Raw genomic sequence first — 18,904 nt, forward strand, 5'->3', positions numbered from 1 at the left:
CGTCCGGGTGCCGACGGAACCGGCATGGCCCCCAGCACCGTCCCGACCGCCCCGACCGCGTTCGCCGCGACCGCCTATGTCGCCGCCCGCAGCCGCGCCCACGGCCCGACCGCCGCCCTGTGGCACGCCGTCGAGCTGCACCGCCCGGCTCCCGAGGTCGACGGTGCCTGCGAGCTCACCCTCTGCGGCACGCTCGCCCGTGTCACCCTCGACGAGGAGTGGCCGACGTCGGCCCGTGACGTCTGCGTCCCCTGCGTCGTCCTGGCCGGCGCCGGCCGCTAGGCGCCCTCCGCCAGCTCCGCGCGCAGCCGGGCCAGCAGGTCCGACCGCGTGCCGGCGCCCAGCCGCTGGCGCATGCGCGAGACGTGGTGCTCCACCGTCTTCGCCGAGATGTACAGCCGCCCGCCGATCTCCCGGTAGGTCCGTCCCTCGACCACCAGCCGGGCCACCTGGCGCTCCCGGTCGCTGAGCACGCCCGTGGCCGTGGCCGCCGGTGCCGCCGGTGCCGCCGGTGCGGCGTGCTCCCCGCCCTCGCCCGGCGCCTCGCCGTCGGCCGGGTCGACCAGCGTGCGCGCACAGGCGAGCAGCACCGAGCGGACCCGCGGGTCGGCGACCCGGGCCGCGGCCTGGCCCGCCAGGCGGGAGCCGTCCCAGCCCAGACCGGCCGCGCCGAGCGCCTCGGCCGTGGCCACCACCGCGGCCGGGTCGATCTCGTCGGTCAGGACGTGCAGCCAGGTCCGGCCGGCCTCGGCCAGCACCGCGGCGTGCGGGCTGGTCCGGGCGGCGGCGACCAGAGCCGCCGCGTGCGGCCGCAGCGCCGCGGGGTCGTCGGTGATGATCGCCGCCTGCGCGCCGCTCCAGTGCAGCGGCGTCGCCCACAGCTGCGGCTCCCCCAGCCGGCGCAGCAGGTCCTGCGCCTCCGCCAGGTGGCAGCGCAGCCGGTCGCCGTCGCGCAGCCGCGCCGCGGCCACCACCAGCTCGCCCAGCGGCAGCAGCGTGAACAGGTCGACGGGGTACCGGACGACGGCCTCGCGCGCCCGCACCCACGCGCGCACCAGCGCGGGGACGTCGCTGCTGCGCCGGGCCAGCCCCACCTCCAGCGCCTGCAGGAACAGCTCGTCGCGCGGCTCGAGCGCCCCGCCCTCGACGGCCTGCGCCTCCGCCGCGAGCTCCCGGACCCGGGCCATCCGCCCGGCCAGCATGGCGATCCACGCCAGCAGCAGCAGGTGCCGGGGGCGGGCCGGCCGCCCGCCGAGGTCGGTGTCGACCGCCCGCTGCAGCACCGACTCGGCGACGGCCAGCTCGCCGCACTGCAGGGCCACGAGGGCGGCCAGCGCCGCGGGGGTGTCGACGAGCAGCGCGGTGCGCCCCACCGGCTCCAGCAGCGCGGCGGCGCGGGTGAGCGTGGACAGCGCCGCCGGGACCGGGTCGCCGGCATCGGTGCCCGAGCGCAGGGAACGGGTGATGCCCTCGGCCATCAGCTCCTCGCTGACCGCGAGCATCGTCGGCCCCCCGGCCGTCGCGGACCGTGCCTCCGCGACCACCCGGGCGGCCTCGTCGGGCCGGCCGGTGGCCAGCAGGGCCAGGGCCGCCGAGCCCGCGTGCTCCGGCCCGGCCAGCCGGTAGAGCTCCGCGGCCCGCCCGAGCAGCCCGCGCCGGGCCAGCACCGCCGCGGCCACCCCGGCGGCCCGCGGGCGGTCGGCGGCGTGCGGGTCGGCGAGCGCGGCGTCGGCCCACCGCACCGCGCTGTCGAGGTCGCCGGTGAGGGCCGCGGCCTGCGCCCGCCGGGCGGCCAGCCCCGCCACCGGGGCCCCGCTGTCGGCGGCCTCGCCCAGCAGCTCCCCGGCCAGCGCCGGGTCGGCACCGAGGGCGGCATCGGCCTGCCGCTCCAGCAGCGCGGCCGCCCGGGGGTCGCGCACCCGGTCGGCGGCCAGCCCGCGGGCCAGCCCCACCGGCTCCTCGCCGCGCTCGACCAGCAGGCCGAGCAGCTGCCGCCGGGTGCGCCGGGTGACCTCGGCGGGGACCGTGGCGAGCAGCACCTCCTGCGCCAGCGGGACCACCCGCCCGTCGGCCAGGAGCCAGCCGGTCGCCCGCGCGGCGGCGACGAGGTCGGCGACCTGCGCGAGGGGGACGTCGAGCAGCGCGCCGAGGACGTCGTCGTCCAGCGGCGCGCCGGCCGCGACGGCGTGCAGCAGCCCCCGGGCCCGCTCGTCGAGGGCGTCGAGGTCGGCGGCCAGCTGCGCGCGCATCTTCTCGGGGGCGCCGCGGAGGTCGACCCGGCCCGGCCGCCGGGCGAGCGCGGCCAGCAGGCCGTGCACCAGCGCGGGCAGCCCGCCGGTCCGGGCGTGGACGGCGTCGGCGAGGGCGGGCGTGGCACCCGGGCCGAGACAGGTACGCACCCACGCCTCGACCCGGGAGCGGTCGAGGTGACCCGACACCACGGAGTGCCGGTCGTCGGGGACCGCGGCGGCGACGTCGGCGAGCAGCGCGACGAGCTCCGGCGGGCGCGGCCAGGGCCGCGAGGCGAGCACGACCCGGCCGTGCGGGGACCGCAGCGCGCGGCGCACCCGGTCGGCCACCTCGGCGGTGACCCGGTGGGCGTCGTCGACGACGAGGACGAAGTCCCCGGACACCCCGTCCGGGTCGTCGGTGCGCCCGTCGAGCACGGTCAGCCCGGCCCGCCGGTGGACCGCGGCGACCTCGTCGAGCAGGTGCGTCTTGCCGCTCCCGGCCGGCCCGGAGACGACGAGCGCGCGAGCGCCGGCCGCCCTCAGCGCCGCGCCGTCCACCGGTGCCCCGCCACCCCGGGCCGGGCGGGGGACGGAGGGGGTGCGGGAGGCGGCCGTGTGCACCGGGAGGTGGCCGACGGCGGTCACGGGACCTCCGGGGACGAGCCGGCCGGGTCGCCGGTGTCGCCGGCGGGCGTGCCGGTGTCGCCGGCCGTCGCCGTCTCCCCGGCGGGAGGCGTCGTCGTGTCCGGCGCCGGGGTCCCGGTCCCGGGGTCCTCGGTCACCGGGGTCCCGGGACCGGGCGCCTCGGTCACCGGGGTCCCGGTGGGGGTCTCCTCCGGCGTCCCCGACGGAGGTGGCCCGGACGTGGGGTCGGTGGTCCCCGATGAGGGGCCGGTGGGCTGCGGCGCGGTGGTCCCCGGTGGGGTGGTCCCCGGGGCCGGGTCCCCGGCCGACGCCGCGCCCGCGGCGGGGACCCCGCCCGCCGTCGCCCCGCCCGCCGTCGCCCCGCCCGCCGTCGCCCCGCCCGCCGTCGTCCCGGTGGCCGTGGTGCCGGGGGTCGTGCTGCCGGGGGCCGTGGTGCCGGGGGTCGTGCTGCCGGGGGTCGTCGTGCCGGGGGTCGTCGTGCCCGTCGCCGAGGCGCCCGCTGCCGGCGTCCCGGCCGGGGAGCTCGCGGCCGCCGCTGTCCCCGCCGGTCCGGCCGCCCCGGGAGCGCCGGCGGCCGGGACCGCGCCGGCCGCCGCGACCGGGGAGTCGGTGGCCCGCAGGCCTCCGGCGGACCGGGCCGTGCCCCCGGGAGCGGCGGCACCGGCGGGACGGACGGCGTCCGGCGCGGGGACGCCGGGCGACCCGCCGCCGGGGGCGGCACCGTCCTCGGCCTGCGCCACCGGGACCTCGCCCGGCGGCACGCTGGTGACGCCGGTGCCGAGGACCCCGGCGACGGCGGGCGGCAGGACGAGCAGGGCCAGCAGCAGGACGCCGACGAGCACGCCGCGCTCGGTGCGCCGGGCCCGCGCGCGGGCCGGTGCCGGCCCGGCCGCGGGGCGGCGGACCCCCTCCGGACCCCGCGGCGGGGCGCCGGCCGCGGGACGCCTGGTGGTCGCGGGGACGGCCGCGGGCGGCGCCGTGTCGACGGTGGCGAGGGTGGTGACGGGGACCTCGGGGAGGAGGTGGTCCCCGGTGGTGCCGGGGACGCCGTCGGCGGCCAGGGCCTCCGCGGCCAGGCCGGCCGCGCCCAGGGCCACGGTGAGCTCCGGTGCGGGGCCCAGCGTCAGCGGCCGGCCGAGCTCACCGGAGAGCACCTCCGCGACCAGCGGCATCCGGGCGCCACCGCCGGTGAGCACGACGGCGTCCAGCGCGGCCGGGTCGACGCCGGCGGCCTCGACGGCGGCCAGGAGCCGGCCGGCGGACTCGCGGACCGGGTCGGCGACCAGCTCGTCGAGCTCCTCGCGGGTGAGCCGGACCGCCTCGGCGCCCACCTGCACCCGGGTCGCGGTCTCCGCCGACAGCGCCTCCTTGGCCGCGACGCACGCGCGCCGCAGCGCCTCGGCCGCCGCCGCGTCCGGGGTGCCGGTCGTGGACCGGCGGACGTGCCCCACCAGCCGGTCGTCGACGTCCCGGCCGCCCCACCCGAGCGGCGCGGGCGGGGGTGCCAGGTGCCCCGGCAGGCCCGCGTCGGGGTCACCGGGGTCGGGGCCCACGACGGCGACGTCGACGGTGGCGGCGCCCAGGTCGTAGACGGCGACGGTCGGCCGCTCGGGCAGCTCGCCGGTGCCGGTGTGCCGGGCGACGGCGGCGACCGCGGCCGAGACCAGCGTGAAGCGGGGGACGCCGGCCTCCTCCAGGGCCGCGGCGAGCGCTCCCCGGCGGTGCCCGGCCCACGACGGCGGCACGGTGACCACCGTCCACGCGTCCGGCCGGCCCATCCGCAGCGCGGCCGCCGCCCGCACCAGCTGCACCGCCCCGGCGACCACCGCGGCGGCCGGCACCGGCCCGGTGGCCAGGCGCAGCGGCGTCGTGGTGCCGACCCGTGCCAGGAGGTGCGCCGTCCGCCCCCGGGCAGGGGACCCGAGCCGGACGCCGTGGTCGTCGACCTCGATGCCGGCCGGCCGGCCCGCCGGGTCCTCCAGGGGGAGGGGCTCGGCCTCCGTCCCGTCGTCGGCGCAGACCGCCGCGGCGACCGTGCCGTCGCCGATGTCGATGCCCAGGCCGTACTCGCCGTCGCGCACAGGTCCCCCCGTCGCCCCGCCCACCCGGCCCGGTTCCTGAGCCGACACGTGGCGGGACCGTATGTCGCGCGTGTAACGGCTGTCGCTCCTTCCCCCCGTGTCACCCGCGCTCCGGCGGCAAGAGGGGGGCGACACCCCGAGTCCCCTAACGGGCAGTCAGCGCGCACCCCCCAACGCGGAGTCGGAAGAGGGGGGACGCCGCCCGCTGCCCGGTCGCGGAGGGGGCGGCTGGACTGCCGTCGCCAGCCGGCCGACGACGGGCGGCTCACGGACCCGGAGGACCCGCCATGACGAACCTCGCCAGCTCGTTGCTCGACTTCATCCTCGACCTGTTCCGCGACCCCGAGGCCGCCGAGGCCTACGCGGCCGACCCGGCGGGCGCGCTCGCCGCCGCGGGCGTCGACGCCACCCCGGCCGAGGTCGACGACCTCATGCCGATGGTCGCCGGCTACGCGCCGGTCTCCTGGGGCGGTCACGACGGCGGCGGCCACGAGGGCGGTCACGAGGGCGGCCACGAGGGCGGTCACGGCGGTGGTCACGAGGGCGGTCACGGCGGTGGTCACGAGGGCGGTCACGGCGGTGGTCACGGCGGCGGCAAGCACGACGACGACGGCTACAGCCACTCCGACGGCGCGCACCACGGCCGGCACGGCGGCTGCGACGACGATGACGACGACAAGCCGGCGCACGGCGGCTACGGCGGCCACGACGACCACGGCGGCGCCCCGAGCTGCGGCTCCGACCACGACGACGACGAGGACGACCACGACCACGGCGGCCACGACGACGACCACGGTGGCAGCTCCGGCGGCGGCCACGGCGGTGGCGGCGGCCACGCCCCGGCCCCCGGCGGCGGCAGCGAGACGGTGGTGATCACCCACCTGCAGAACATCCAGGTCACCTACACCGACGTGGACGTCGAGATCGACGCCTCCCACAGCATCTGGGTCAGCGGCGACGCGCAGGCGATCTTCGGCGACGACAACGTGGTCGTCGGTGGCGACGGCGTGGCGGCCGGCGACGACGTGAAGGGCGTGGAGGTCGACAACAGCGACACCACGGTCACCGTCTCCGACTCGGGCAACAGCTACGACGTCTCCGGCGACGGCAACTCCGTCGGCCACGACAACACGACCGACAACTCGGACAACTCGGTCGACAACTCCGACAACTCGGTCGACGACTCCGACAACTCCGTCGACAACTCGGTCGACATCGACCACTCGTTCAACGGCAACGACCTGTCCGACAACTCCGGCCAGGACAACTCGGACCACTCGGTCACCGGCTCGTTCAACGGCAACGACCTGTCCCAGGACAACGACGGGATCGACGACTCCGGCAACGGCTCGTTCAACGGCAACGACCTGTCGGACAACTCGGACAACTCCGTCGACAACTCGGACAACTCGGTCGACAACTCGATCGACGACTCGTTCGACGACAACGACCTGTCCCAGGACAACGACGGGATCGACGACTCCCTCAACGGCAACGACCTGTCCCAGGACAACGACGGCAACGGCTCGTTCAACGGCAACGACCTGTCCGACGACGACGGGGTCGACGTCGACGACTCGCTGAACGGCAACGACCTCTCGGACGACGACGGGGTCGACGTCGACGACTCGCTGAACGGCAACGACCTGTCCGACGACGACCTGGTCGACGACACCCAGGTGGTCGTCGTCGAGCCGGCCGACCACGGCGCCCACTGATCCCTCCCGACAGCGCCCGGCCCCGGTGCTCAGCGCACCGGGGCCGGGCTGCTCCCTGTCCGCAACCGGCCCCGGGTGGTATCACCGGGGCTCCGGAGGAGGTGGCCGTGGTCACACCAGAGCAGCTCGTCGACCGGGCGCTGGCGCTCACCGAGGAGTGCGAGCGCCCCGACCTGCAGCGACGACTGGCGCAGGCACGGGGGCGGCACGCCTCCCCGGGGGTGCGCGTCCTGGTCCTGGGGGAACCGAAGCAGGGCAAGAGCTCGCTGGTCAACGCGCTGACCGGGGTGCCGGTCTGCCCCGTCGCCGACGACGTCGCCACCGTCGTCCCCACGGTCGTGCGCAACGGCGACGCCCCGCGGGCCACGCTGGTGCGGGCGGTGGGGCCTGACCCCGCGCCCGGCACCGACGTCGCCACCGAGCGGGTGCCCGTCCCGGTCGAGACGGTCGCCGCCCAGGTCACCGGGCCCGGCGCCGAGCGGATCCTGCAGGCCGAGGTCGAGCTGCCCCGGCGGCTGCTCGCGGGCGGGCTCGAGCTGGTCGACACCGCCGGCGTCGGCGGCCTCGGGGTGGTGGCGCACGCGCTGACCACCCTCGACCTGCTGCCCACCGCCGACGCCGTCGTGTTCGTCTCCGACGCCAGCCAGGAGTTCACCGCGCCGGAGATGGCCCTGCTCGAGCAGGCGACCGCGCTGTGCCCGACCGTCGTCTGCGTCCTGACCAAGACCGACGCCTGCCCCGACTGGCGCCGGATCGCCGACATCGACCGCGGCCACCTCGCCGCCCGCGGGCTGGACGCGCCGCTGTTGGCCGTCTCCTCGACCCTGGCCCTGCTCGCGGTGCAGCACCGGGACCGCGAGTTGCACGAGGAGTCGGGCATCGCCGCGCTGGTGACCCACCTGCAGGACGAGGTGGCCGGCCGCGCCGCCGCCCTGGCCCGCCGCTCCCTCGTGCACGACCTCTCCGCGGTGACCGGGCACCTGTCCCTCGCCGTCCGGACCGAGCTGCGCGGCCTGGAGGACCCGGCCTCGCGCGAGGCGCTGGTGGCCGAGCTCGAGGAGGCCCGCACCGCCGTCGACGAGCAGCGGCGGCGCTCCTCGCGGTGGCAGCAGGTCCTGAACGACGGCGTCACCGACCTCCTGGCCGACATCGACCACGACCTGCGGGACCGCTCGCGGGTCGTCGTCCGGGAGGCCGAGGAGGTCATCGCCGCCCGCGACCCGGGCCCGGCCTGGCCGGAGATCACCGCCTGGCTGGACCAGCGGATCGCCGCCGCGGTGGCCGACAGCTACGTGTGGGCCGAGCAGCGGTCCCGGTGGCTGGCCGAGCAGGTGGTCGAGCAGGTCACCCGCGACGGCGGCGGCACCGTGCCGGCGCTGGAGGTCGGCGCCGCCGGCGACGCGCTGGACGCCCTCGTCGACGTCCCGGTCGTCGACGACGGCTCCATGACCCTGCGCGAGCGGACGCTGATCGGCCTGCGCGGCTCCTACACCGGCGTGCTCATGACCGGCCTGGTCACCAGCCTCGCCGGGCTGGCCATCATCAACCCGATCTCCCTGGCCGCCGGCGTGGTGCTGGGCCGCAAGGCCTACAACGACGACGCCAGGCAGCGGCGGCAGCGGCGCGAGTCCGAGGCGCGGACCGTGGTGCGCCGGCACCTGGACGAGGTGGTGTTCCAGGTCGGCAAGCACCTCAAGGACCGGCTGCGCACCGTGCAGCGGACGCTGCGCGACCTGGTCACCGACACCACCGACGAGACCGCCCGGACCCTCGCCGACGCGGTCAGGGCGGCGCAGCGGTCGACCAAGGAGGCGACCGCGGAGCACGACACCCGCATCCGGGTGCTGCGCGCCCGCCTCGACCGGCTCGAGCGGCTGACCGCCGAGGTCGCCCGCCTCGACCGCACCCCGGTGCCCACACCGTGACGGCGCCGGCCGGCCTCGACGACGTCCGGGCGCTCCTGGACGAGGCCCAGGACCGCTGGCGGGACGTGCCCGACGCCGCCGCCCGGCTGGCCGCCGCCCGCCGCCGCCTCGACGAGCCGCTGCGCGTGGCGCTGGTCGGGCGGGTCAAGGCGGGCAAGTCCACGCTGCTCAACGCGCTCGTCGGCGCCCGGGTCGCGCCGACCGACGCCGGCGAGTGCACGCGGGTGGTGACGGAGTACCGGCACGGCGCGGTGCCCCGGGTGGTGCTGCGCGGCACCGACGGCGCGGTGCGCGACCTGCCGGTGCGGCGGGCCGGCGGTGGGCTCCGGCTGGACCTGGCCGGCACCGCGCCGGAGGACGTCGCCACGCTCGTCGTCGACTGGCCCTCCCCCGACCTGTCGGCCGCCACGCTCGTCGACACCCCGGGCACCGGGTCGCTGTCGGCGGGCACCAGCGACCGCACGCACGCCTTCCTCGGGACCGAGGCGGGCCTGGCCGGCGCCGACGCGGTCGTCCACCTCACCCGCCAGCCCCAGCCCGACGACGTCGCCGTGCTCGCCGCCTTCCAGGCCGCCACCGGCGCCGGCGGCAGCCTGACGACGACGATCACCGTGCTGTCCCGGGCCGACGAGGTCGGCGCCGGACGGATCGACGCGCTGCAGGCGGCGGCGGCGGTGGCCCGCCGGATGTCCGCGGACCCGGCGCTGCGGGCGGTCAGCTCGGCGGTGGTGCCGGTGGCCGGCCAGCTCGCGCTCGCCGGCCGCACGCTCCGGCACGGGGACCTGGTGGCGCTGCGCTCGCTGGCCGCCGCGGACCCGGCCGCGGTCAGCGGGATGCTCCTGACCGCCGACCGCTTCTCCCGGCCCGAGACGCCGGTGCCGCTGTCGGCGGAGGTCCGCGCGGGGCTGCTCGACCGGCTGGGGCTGTTCGGCATCCGGCTGTCGGTCGCGCTCGTGCGGGCCGGCATCGGCGACGCCGAGGCGCTGGCCGGCGAGCTCCTGCGCCGCAGCGGCCTCGCCGAGCTGCAGCGGCTGCTGGACGTGCACTTCACCTCGCGCGGCGGGCCGGTGCGGGCCGCCGCCGCCCTGCGGCTGGTGGAGTCCCTGCTCGACGAGCACCCGGTGGCCGGCGCCGACGCCGTGCGCGCGGAGGTCGAGCGGATCCGGCTGGCCGGCGACGACCTCGCGGAGCTGGCGCTGCTCGCCCGGCTCCGGGGGCCCGACGGGCTCCTGCCGGCGGAGCTGCTGGCGGAGGGGGAGCGGCTGCTCGGCGCCGCGGGCACCGCCCCCGCCGCGCGGCTCGGGCTGCCCGCGGACACCCCGCCCGCCGCGCTGCGCACCGTGGCCCTGGCGGCGATGCGCCGCTGGCGGGAGGCCGCGGACGACCCCCTCGCCGACCGCGCGGTCGCCGACGCCGCGGACGTCGTCGTCCGGTCCTGCGAGGCGGTGCTGGCCGCCCTCGACGCGGCGGCCGGCTCAGGAGGCGCGGAACCAGGCGCGGGCCGGGCGGGTGAGCAGCGGGACCGGGACCAGGAGGAACAGCCCGGCCGCGACGAGCAGCGCGACGCGGTCGAGGTCGGCGTCCCCGGCGGCGGTGCCCTGCGCCGTGTCGAGGACCAGCAGGGTCGGTAGCAGCGCCGCCAGCAGCAGCCAGCGGGCCCAGGACCGGCGGCGCAGCACGAGCGCCGTCCCGACGCCCATGACGGCGGTCACCAGCCCGACGGCGCCCACCACCGTCGCGATCGTCGCCGCGACGGCGCCGGACAGCTCCTCGGCCGTGGCGGCGGGGTCGCCGGCGGCCGCCGTCGCCGTCAGCCGGGCGTCGAGGGCCGCGCGGTCGAGGAGCATCGCCACCACGCCGGCGAGCGCGGCCAGCGCCGCGCCCCAGCACAGCAGGCCGGAGACGCGCACGGCCCGCGGTCGCGGGGGCACGGCCGGGGTGAGGGGCAGCGCGACGGAGCTGGTGACCGGGGGGCGCGGGGGGAGCGGGCGGTCCTGGTGTGCCCCGCTGCGCCGCCGGGGGAGCGGCCGTTCCCCCGGGACCGCCTCCGCCGCCGTCCGTGCTCCGTCCACGGTGTGCCCCTCCCCGTCGCGTGGGGGGAGGGTGTCACCGCGCGGCAGCGCCGCCGGGTCCCGCGCCGGCCGGCCGGGGCGGACCCCACCGTGTCGGTACGCGCGGCGACCCCTGGGCAGCGCTGCGTGAGGTCACTCGCCGCGGAACCGGGGCGGGCGCTTGGCGAGGAAGGCCTCGACGGCCTCGGCGTGGTCGGCGGTGCCGCCGAGCTCGGTCTGCAGCCGCGCCTCCAGCGCCAGCGTGGCCTCCAGCGAGTCGGTGGCCGCGCCCGCCAGCACCGTCTTCACCGCCCGGTAGGCCGCCGTCGGCCCCGAGGCCAGCCGCTCGGCCAGCGCCCGGGCCTCGTCCAGCACCCGGTCGGCCTCGACGACCCGGTGCACCAGGCCCCACTGCAGCGCCGTCTCGGCCGGGAAGGCGTCGGGGAGCAGCAGCAGCTCGGTGGCGCGGGCGAGGCCCACGCTGTGCACCAGCCGCGCGGCTAGGGCCGAGTCGCTGGACAGCCCGATGCCGGTGAACGCCGTCGTGAACTTCGCGCCCGCCGCGGCCACCCGCAGGTCGCCGGCCATCGCGATCCCGAGGCCCGCGCCGGCGCAGGCGCCGTTGATCCCGACGACGACCGGCACCCGCAGCGCGGCCAGCGCCAGGACCAGCGGGTTGTACTCGTCCTCGACGACCGACAGCGACGTCCCGGCGTCCCCGCGCAGCGACTCGACGTGCTCGGCGAGGTCCTGCCCCACGCAGAACGCCCGGCCGGTGCCCGTCAGCAGCACCGCCCGCACCGACCCGTCGTCGGCGATCCCCCGCACCACCTCGAGCAGCTCTCGCCGCATCACCCGGGAGAGCCCCGGTCGCTGCAGGGTGACGGTCGCGACGCCGCCGGCGTCCTCGCGGGTCACGGTCGCGGTGGCGGTCGTCTCTGACATGCCGGTCACCCTGCCACGCCCCCCGGCCCCGGTCAGCCGGATGGCGGCGGTCGCGCACCGGGGACGCCACCGGTGACCCGCGCGACACCGGTGCCGGGGACGCGCCGGTGTGCGTGGGACGTTGGGAGACGAGCAGACGTCGTTCCCCGAGGGAGAGATGAGCGAGCCAACCGCCGCCCGGCCGGCCCCCCTGCAGCGACCGACCGGACTCTCCCGCCGCCGGCTGCTGGGCGCGTTCGGCGCCGGCACGGCCGGCGTGCTGGCCGCCGGCACCGCAGGCGGGGTCGTCGGCCGGGCCACCGCCGGCGACGCGCCGACCCCGACCGGCCCGTCGCCGGCGGACGCGGTGCCCTTCCACGGCGAGCACCAGGCCGGGATCGTCACGCCCGCCCAGGACCGGCTGCACTTCGTCGCCCTCGACGTCACCACCGACAGCCGCGACGACCTCGTCGCGCTGCTGCAGGACTGGACCGAGGCCGCGCGGCGGATGACCGCGGGCCGGGACGCCGGGCCGGTGGGCGCCGTCGACGGCGAGCGGTACGCGCCGCCGGACGACACCGGCGAGGCGATCGGCCTCCCGCCGTCCGGGCTGACGATCACGGTCGGCTTCGGGCCCACCCTGTTCACCACCGCCGACGGCCGCGACCGCTTCGGCCTGGCCGCCCGCCGCCCCGCACCGCTGGTCGAGCTGCCGTCGTTCCCCGGCGACCAGATCGACCCGGCGATCAGCGGCGGCGACCTGTGCATCCAGGCCTGCGCCAACGACCCGCAGGTCGCCGTGCACGCGGTCCGCAACCTGGTCCGCACCGGCGCCGGCGTGGTCAGCGTGCGCTGGTCGCAGCTGGGCTTCGGCCGGACGTCGTCGACCAGCACCGGCCAGGCCACCCCGCGCAACCTGTTCGGGTTCAAGGACGGCACCGCCAACCTCAAGGCCGAGAACGGCAGCACGCTCGACCGGTTCGTCTGGGTCGGCGACGACGACGCGGACTGGCTGCGCGGCGGCTCCTACCTGGTCACCCGGCGGATCCGGATGCTCGTCGAGCCGTGGGACAGCTCCTCGCTCGACGAGCAGCAGCGCACCATCGGCCGGACCAAGGGCAGCGGGGCGCCGCTCGGCCAGCGCGCGGAGTTCGACCCGGTCGACTTCTCGAAGCAGGTCGACGGCGAGTTCGCGATCCCGGAGACCAGCCACGTCTTCCTCGCCCACCCGACCAACTCGGGGACGGCGATCCTGCGGCGCGGCTACAGCTTCGTCGACGGCTCCGACGGCCTGGGCCGGTTCGACGCCGGGCTGTTCTTCATCGCCTTCCAGCGGAACCCGGAGACCGGGTTCGTGCAGGTGCAGCGCAACCTGCGCCTGGACGCGATGAACGAGTACGTCCGGCACACCTCCTCGGCGGTGTTCGCCTGCCCGCCCGGCGTCCGCGACGACGCCGACTGGTGGGGACGGGCCCTCTTCCGGACTCCCTGACCCGGCCGTTCCCCGGCGTGTCGCCGGGGTGTCGCCGTGTCGATGCCGAGCCGTGACGCACGGGACTCCCCGGACGGGTGGGACTGCTGGGAGGATGTGTGGTCTCGGAAGGACCGGGCACCTCCTCCGACGAGGACCGGTGCGCCGGGGTGGACGGCGTCGGCAGCAGGGCCGGCAGGGATGGGAGAGGTCCCGTGGTGGAACCGGGTCGCCGGATGCTCGGCGACCGCTACGAACTCTCGCAGCTCATCGCCGCCGGGGGCATGGGCCAGGTGTGGCGCGGCACCGACGTGCTGCTGCACCGCCCGGTCGCGGTCAAGGTCCTGCGCAGCGAGTACACCGGCGACCCGACCTTCCTCGCCCGCTTCCGCGCCGAGGCCCAGCACGCCGCCGCGCTGAACCACCCGAACATCGCCGCGGTCTACGACTACGGCGAGACCACGGCCCGGGACGTGGCCGGGGACACCGGCGAGACGCTCGCCTACCTGGTCATGGAGCTGGTCGAGGGCCAGCCGCTGTCGGCGCTGCTGCGCCGCGAGGGCCGGCTGGACACCTCCACCACCCTGTCGGTGCTCGGGCAGACCGCCGCCGCGCTGTCCGAGGCCCACCGCGCCGGGCTGGTGCACCGCGACGTCAAGCCCGGCAACATCCTCGTCCGCGCCGACGGCAGCGTGAAGATCACCGACTTCGGCATCGCCTGGTCGGCCGGCAGCGTCCCGCTCACCCAGACCGGCCAGGTCATCGGCACGCCGCAGTACCTGTCGCCGGAGCAGGCCGAGGGGCACCTGGCGACCCCGGCCAGCGACGTCTACGCCCTCGGTCTGGTCGGCTACGAGTGCCTCACCGGGCACCCCGCCTTCGACGGCGACAACGCGGTCACCATCGCGCTCAAGCAGCTGCGCTCGGACCCCGAACCGCTGCCCGACACCCTGCCCCGCGACGTCCGCACCCTCATCCGCCGCGCCCTGGCCAAGGACCCGGCCGCCCGCATGCCCGACGGCGCGGCGTTCGTCGCGGCGGTCGAGGACGCCCGCGCCGGACGGCTGCCGGCCCTCGACCCGGTCCCGGCCGCAGCGCCGGCCGCAGGGGCGGTCGCCGCCGCCCCGGCCCCCGCCGCGGTCGCCGCCGACGCCGGCCCGCCCACCCAGGCCGCGCCCGGCCCGGCCGGGGCGCTCCCCGGCCCGCATGGGGCCCGGCGCAGCAGCCCCCCGCCGCCGCCCCGCCGCCGGGCCGCGGCGGTCCTGGTGCCGCTGCTGGCGCTGCTGCTCGGTGCCGGGCTCGCCGGCGTCCTCTTCACCGCCCTCGTCGACCCCGGCTCCCCGACCGTCGTGGCCGCACAGACCCGTGAGAACGAGGACGGCGTCGTGCTCGAGGCCGGCGACTACGTGGGCCGGCCGATCGACGACGTCGCCACCCAGCTGTCCGCGCTGGGCCTGAGCGTGGAGCGGCGCGAGCAGGTCACCGGGTCCGCGGTCCCCGGCCGGGTGCTCGCCGTCTCGCCCGAGGGCGTGCGGCTCGAGCCCGGCGACGACGTCGTCGTCACGTTCGCCGTGGCGCCGACCGGCGGCCGCAGCCGCGGCTCCGGGTCGCCGGCGACGGGGCAGGCGGCGACGGGGCAGGCGGGCGACGGCGGTGTGTCGGCCGTGACCGGCGACAGCACGCCCGCCCCGGTGGTCGATCCGGTCCCGCCGGCGACGGACCCGGCCCCGGGGACGACGGTGCCGGAGCCGACCGACGCCGCGACGCCGACCCCCACCACCGCGCCGGGCTCGTCGACGACCGGCTCGTCGACGAGCGACGGGACCAGCACGACCAGCTCGTCGTCCACGGCCCCCACCGGCACGAGCACGAGCACCTCGACGTCACCCTCGCCGGTGACCAGCACCGCTGTCACGTCGAGCGCCACCGGCTCTGCTGCGGGACCATCTGCCGGTCCCACCTGATACGGAACCGAGGAGGTGCGATGGACGGGAGCCCCGTGCGTCGCGTCGTCGCCGGCCGCTACGAGCTGCTCGGCCTCCTCGCCACCGGCGGCATGGGACAGGTCTGGCGCGGCCGCGACGCCCTGCTGGACCGGCCGGTCGCGGTCAAGCTGCTGCGCAGCGAGTACGTCGAGGACGAGGACGTCCGCACCCGGTTCCGCACCGAGGCGCGCCTGGCCGGCCGGCTGCTGCACCGCAACATCGCCGCGCTGTACGACTACGGCGAGGTGGTGACCGGGGACGGCGAGGTCTGCGCCCACCTGGTCATGGAGCTCGTCGACGGCGAGCCGCTGTCGACGCTGCTCGCCCGCGAGAGGCGGCTGCCCGCGGAGCGGGTGCTGGACCTGGTCGGGCAGACCGCCGCCGCCCTGGCCGCCGCGCACGCCGCCGGTGTGGTGCACCGCGACGTCAAGCCGGGCAACGTGCTGGTCGGCGCCGACGGCGTCGTCCGGATCACCGACTTCGGCATCGCCTGGTCGGCGGGCAGCGCCCCGCTGACGCGCACCGGCCAGGTGGTCGGCACCGCCCACTACCTCTCGCCCGAGCAGGCGGCCGGCGGCAAGGCCGGGCCCGCCAGCGACGTCTACGCGCTCGGGATGGTCGCCTACGAGTGCCTGGCCGGGCGGCGCGCCTTCGACGGCGAGCACCCGGTGCAGATCGCGCTGCGGCAGATCCGCGACGAGCCCGACCCCCTGCCCTCGGACGTGCCGGCTCCGCTACGGGAGCTGGTGGCGCGGATGCTCGCCAAGGACCCCGCCGGCCGGCTCGCCGACGGCGCGGCGGTGTGCCGGGCGGTGGAGACCCTGCGCGCCGGCCGCCCGCTCCCGCCGGCGCCACCCCCGGTGACCGCGCCGCTGCCTCCCGCCGTCCCCGCCCCGCCCGCGCCCGCCTCCACCCCCGCGCCGCGCCGCCGGGCCGGCCGGGTCCTGACCGGGCTGGCGACCCTCGCGGTCGGTGCCGCCCTCGGGGTCGGCGTGCTGGAGATGGCCGCGCCGGGGACCTCACCCGTGCCGGCGGCCGAGGCGGGGTCCCCGGCGGACGCGGGCACCGACGTGCGGCGGGCGGACCTGGTCGGCCGGTCCGCCGACGAGGTGGAGGAGCAGCTGGTCGCGGCCGGGCTGCGGGTGCGCCGGGTGGTGGTGGAGACCGCGGACGCGGCGCCGGGCGTCGTCACCGGGGTGACCCCGGTCGGGCGGCTGGAGCCGGGGGAGACGGTCGCGCTGACGGTGGCCGCCGCGGTGACGGCACCCTCGCCCCCGCCGTCGTCCCCACCCCCGTCCCCGTGGCCCTCCGTGCCGTCCTGGGCGGTGGACCGGGCCCCGGTCACGGAGGTGGCCGGGTCGCAGGCGCCCGCCGCGCCCGAGCCGGACCCCGTCCCGGTGCCGCTGCCGACGGTCGAGGACCCGGGGGACGACGGGGACGACGGGGACGACGGTGGTCCCGGCAACGGCGCGGCGGACGACGACGCCGAGGCGGACGACGCCGCGGCCGACGGGAACGGGAACGGCGAGGAGAACGGGAACGCCGGCGGCAACGGGCGCGGCAACGGCCGGGGCCGCGTCCGCTGAACCGCCGGCGTCCGGTCAGCGACGGCGGCCGGGCACCAGCCAGGCGGCGAGGGCCACGGCCCCCAGCGCGGCGGTGAGCAGGAAGCCGCGGTCGGTGTCGGCGTGGGGGAGGACGACGAGCACCCAGAAGACCGCCAGCCCGGCGGCCCCGCCGAGGGCCAGCCGCTCGGCCGTGAGGGGGCGCAGCCGCAGCGCCGGCACCAGCCGCGACAGCGCGGCCACGCCGCCGAGCAGCGCGCAGACGGTGGCGAACGCCGCCCACGCCGGGACCTGGCCCCACAGCGGCGGCCCGTCCAGGCGCAGCGCGAGCCCGAGCTCGAGCAGCACGAGGCCGAGGCCGGCCAGGCCGGCGCCGACCAGCGCGGCCCGGTCGCGGGGCCGGCGCGGCGCCCGGGGGCGCGCCGGCTTCTCCGGCCGGGCGGCCGGGGCGTCCTGCGGGAGGGCGGCCGTCGGCGGCGGCACCGGCGGGGCGCCGAGCAGGGAGTCCAGCGGGCCGGTGGGCTGCGGCCCGGTCGACTGGTGACCGGCCGGCTGGTGGTGGAGCGGCGCGTGGTGGGCCGGCTCGTGGTGCACCGGTGCGTGGTGCACCGGCTGGTGGTGGAGCGGCGCGTGGTGCGCCGGCTGGTGGTGCACGGGTTCCGGCGTCGCCGCGGGGTGGGGCGTGGTCACGGGGTACGCGGGCGCCGGCAGGACCGGCGGCGGCGCGGCGGGCGCGCCCGGGTGTCCGGCGAGACCCGCGGCCGTCGCGCCCTCCCCGGTGGTGGGGATCTGCTGGGTGCGCGGGCCGGCCGGCGGGGGCGAGGTGGTCACGGTGCTCTCTCCTCCTGGAACGCGGGCGACCGGTCCCGCACGGGGTGGGACCGGTCCTCCCCGCACGCTAGCGGCGGTCCGTCCCCGGCCCGGGGAGGTGCCCCGGCGGGTCCGGCGGTCCACCGGGAACCCGGCGGGGAGGACGCCGTCCTCCTAGGGTCGGGCGGGTGGGTACGCGCGCGGGCATCGTCGTCACCGGGACCGAGGTCCTGACCGGCCGGGTCGCCGACCGCAACGGGCCGTGGCTCGCCGAGCAGCTGCGGCAGGCCGGCGTCGACGTGGGCTCGGTCCTCGTCGTGGGTGACCGGCCCGACGACGTGCGCGGCGCGCTGGCCTGGTTCGCCTCCTCCGGCGTCGAGCTCGTGGTCACCACCGGGGGCCTCGGGCCCACCGCCGACGACCTCACCGCCGCCGTCGTGGGGGAGGTGCAGGGCCGGCCGCTGGACGTCGACCCGGAGCTGGAGCAGCGCGTCGGCGCCGTCGTGGAGCGGCTGATGGCGCGCCGCGGCTGGCGGTCGGACCCGGAGGCGACCGCGGCCGGCGTCCGCAAGCAGGCGATGGTGCCCGCCGGCGCCACGGTCCTGGAGCCGGTGGGGACGGCGCCGGGCCTCGTCGTCCCGCCCGCCGACGGCCGCGTCGGGCCGGTCGTCGTCGTCCTGCCCGGGCCGCCGTCGGAGCTGCAGGGGATGTGGCCGGCGGCGCTGGCGGCCGCGCCGGTGCGGGAGGTGCTGGCCGGGGCGGGGGAACTGCGCCAGGAGACGATCCGGCTCTGGGGGACGCTGGAGGCGCAGCTGGCCGCCACCCTGCGGGAGCACGAGCACGAGCTCGGCGGGCTGGAGGTCACCACCTGCCTGCGCGAGGGCGAGCTGGAGATCGTCACGCGCTTCGCGCCCGAGGCGCAGCCGGCCTACGACTGGCTGGCCGCCGTGCTGACCGAGACGTTCGCCGCGACGGTGTTCTCGACCGGGCCCACCCTCGACGAGCTGGTGGCCGGCGCGCTCGCCGACCGGGGACTGACGATCGCCACCGCCGAGTCCTGCACCGGTGGCCTGCTGGTGGCCCGGCTCATCGAGCGGGCCGGGTCCTCGGCGTACGTGCTCGGCGGGATCACCTCGTACGCGAACTCGGCCAAGGAACGGCTGGTCGGGGTGCCGGGGGAGGTGCTGGCCGAGTACGGCGCGGTGAGCCCGCAGGTGGCGCTGGCGCTGGCCGAGGGGGCGCGGGCGCGGTTCGGCGCCGACGTCGGCGTCGGGGTCACCGGCGTCGCCGGGCCCGGCGGCGGGACGCCGGACAAGCCCGTGGGCACCGTGCACCTGTGCGCCGTCGGGCCGATGGGTCAGCAGGCGCGGTCGGTGCGGCTGCCCGGCTCGCGGACGGCGGTGCGCGAGCGCTCCGTCGTCCTGGCGATGCACATGCTGCGGCAGCTGCTGCTCGGCGGCCCGCCGGCGTGAGCGCGCCGCCGTCCGCGGTGCGTGGC

The 18,904-nt window shown here is 78.5% G+C and carries 12 protein-coding genes; 8 read left to right on the forward strand and 4 right to left on the reverse strand.

What is annotated here, in order from left to right; all coding sequences use genetic code 11:
* Positions 1-24 precede the first annotated feature (24 nt).
* Positions 25-282: a hypothetical protein gene (locus ACI798_RS19430; protein ID WP_457048700.1), complete on the forward strand. Its 258-nt coding sequence runs from the start codon at positions 25-27 to the stop codon at positions 280-282.
* Here ACI798_RS19430 and ACI798_RS19435 read toward each other — a convergent pair.
* Together ACI798_RS19435 and ACI798_RS19440 are read right to left on the reverse strand one after the other, a co-directional pair.
* On the reverse strand, positions 279-2,876 hold the full coding sequence (locus ACI798_RS19435; protein WP_457048701.1) for a LuxR C-terminal-related transcriptional regulator: 2,598 nt from the start codon (positions 2,874-2,876) through the stop codon (positions 279-281). The genes ACI798_RS19430 and ACI798_RS19435 overlap by 4 nt on opposite strands.
* Positions 2,873-5,005: an Hsp70 family protein gene (locus ACI798_RS19440; protein ID WP_457048702.1), complete on the reverse strand. Its 2,133-nt coding sequence runs from the start codon at positions 5,003-5,005 to the stop codon at positions 2,873-2,875. Before ACI798_RS19440 ends, ACI798_RS19435 begins: the two co-directional genes overlap by 4 nt.
* Before the next feature lie 239 nt (positions 5,006-5,244).
* Here ACI798_RS19440 and ACI798_RS19445 point away from each other — a divergent pair, with 239 nt between their 5' ends.
* From ACI798_RS19445 to ACI798_RS19455, 3 genes are all read left to right on the forward strand, one after another.
* Complete coding sequence (locus ACI798_RS19445) at positions 5,245-6,675, forward strand: IniB N-terminal domain-containing protein (protein WP_457048703.1); 1,431 nt, start codon at positions 5,245-5,247, stop codon at positions 6,673-6,675.
* Positions 6,676-6,782: 107 nt separating this feature from the next.
* The gene (locus ACI798_RS19450) at positions 6,783-8,600 is read left to right on the forward strand and encodes a dynamin family protein (protein WP_456940389.1); all 1,818 of its coding nucleotides are present in this window, start codon (positions 6,783-6,785) and stop codon (positions 8,598-8,600) included.
* Positions 8,597-10,231 carry a dynamin family protein gene (locus ACI798_RS19455; RefSeq protein ID WP_457048704.1) on the forward strand — a complete coding sequence of 545 codons (1,635 nt, stop codon included), beginning with the start codon at positions 8,597-8,599 and terminating at the stop codon, positions 10,229-10,231. Before ACI798_RS19450 ends, ACI798_RS19455 begins: the two co-directional genes overlap by 4 nt.
* Positions 10,232-10,804: 573 nt before the next feature.
* On the opposite strand, the gene ACI798_RS19460 is transcribed toward ACI798_RS19455, so the two are convergent.
* Complete coding sequence (locus ACI798_RS19460) at positions 10,805-11,596, reverse strand: enoyl-CoA hydratase-related protein (RefSeq protein ID WP_456940387.1); 792 nt, start codon at positions 11,594-11,596, stop codon at positions 10,805-10,807.
* Positions 11,597-11,753: 157 nt separating this feature from the next.
* Here ACI798_RS19460 and efeB point away from each other — a divergent pair, with 157 nt between their 5' ends.
* The 3 genes from efeB to ACI798_RS19475 all read left to right on the forward strand — a co-directional run bounded on the left by efeB (position 11,754) and on the right by ACI798_RS19475 (position 16,617).
* Positions 11,754-13,067 carry an iron uptake transporter deferrochelatase/peroxidase subunit gene (gene efeB, locus ACI798_RS19465; protein ID WP_457048705.1) on the forward strand — a complete coding sequence of 438 codons (1,314 nt, stop codon included), beginning with the start codon at positions 11,754-11,756 and terminating at the stop codon, positions 13,065-13,067.
* A gap of 194 nt (positions 13,068-13,261) precedes the next feature.
* Positions 13,262-15,010 carry a serine/threonine protein kinase gene (locus tag ACI798_RS19470; RefSeq protein ID WP_457048706.1) on the forward strand — a complete coding sequence of 583 codons (1,749 nt, stop codon included), beginning with the start codon at positions 13,262-13,264 and terminating at the stop codon, positions 15,008-15,010.
* A gap of 20 nt (positions 15,011-15,030) precedes the next feature.
* Positions 15,031-16,617, forward strand: coding sequence for a protein kinase domain-containing protein (locus ACI798_RS19475; RefSeq protein ID WP_457048707.1), 1,587 nt, complete (start codon positions 15,031-15,033; stop codon positions 16,615-16,617).
* Positions 16,618-16,632: 15 nt separating this feature from the next.
* Here the strand turns inward: ACI798_RS19475 and ACI798_RS19480 are convergent, their stop codons facing one another.
* A complete protein-coding gene (locus ACI798_RS19480) occupies positions 16,633-17,427 on the reverse strand; it encodes a hypothetical protein (RefSeq protein ID WP_457048708.1) in 795 nt (264 codons plus the stop codon).
* Between the two features lie 167 nt (positions 17,428-17,594).
* Between ACI798_RS19480 and ACI798_RS19485 the strand changes: the two genes are divergently transcribed.
* On the forward strand, positions 17,595-18,878 hold the full coding sequence (locus tag ACI798_RS19485) for a competence/damage-inducible protein A (RefSeq protein WP_457048709.1): 1,284 nt from the start codon (positions 17,595-17,597) through the stop codon (positions 18,876-18,878).
* Positions 18,879-18,904: the final 26 nt, after the last annotated feature.

This window comes from Geodermatophilus sp. SYSU D01045, assembly GCF_054050295.1.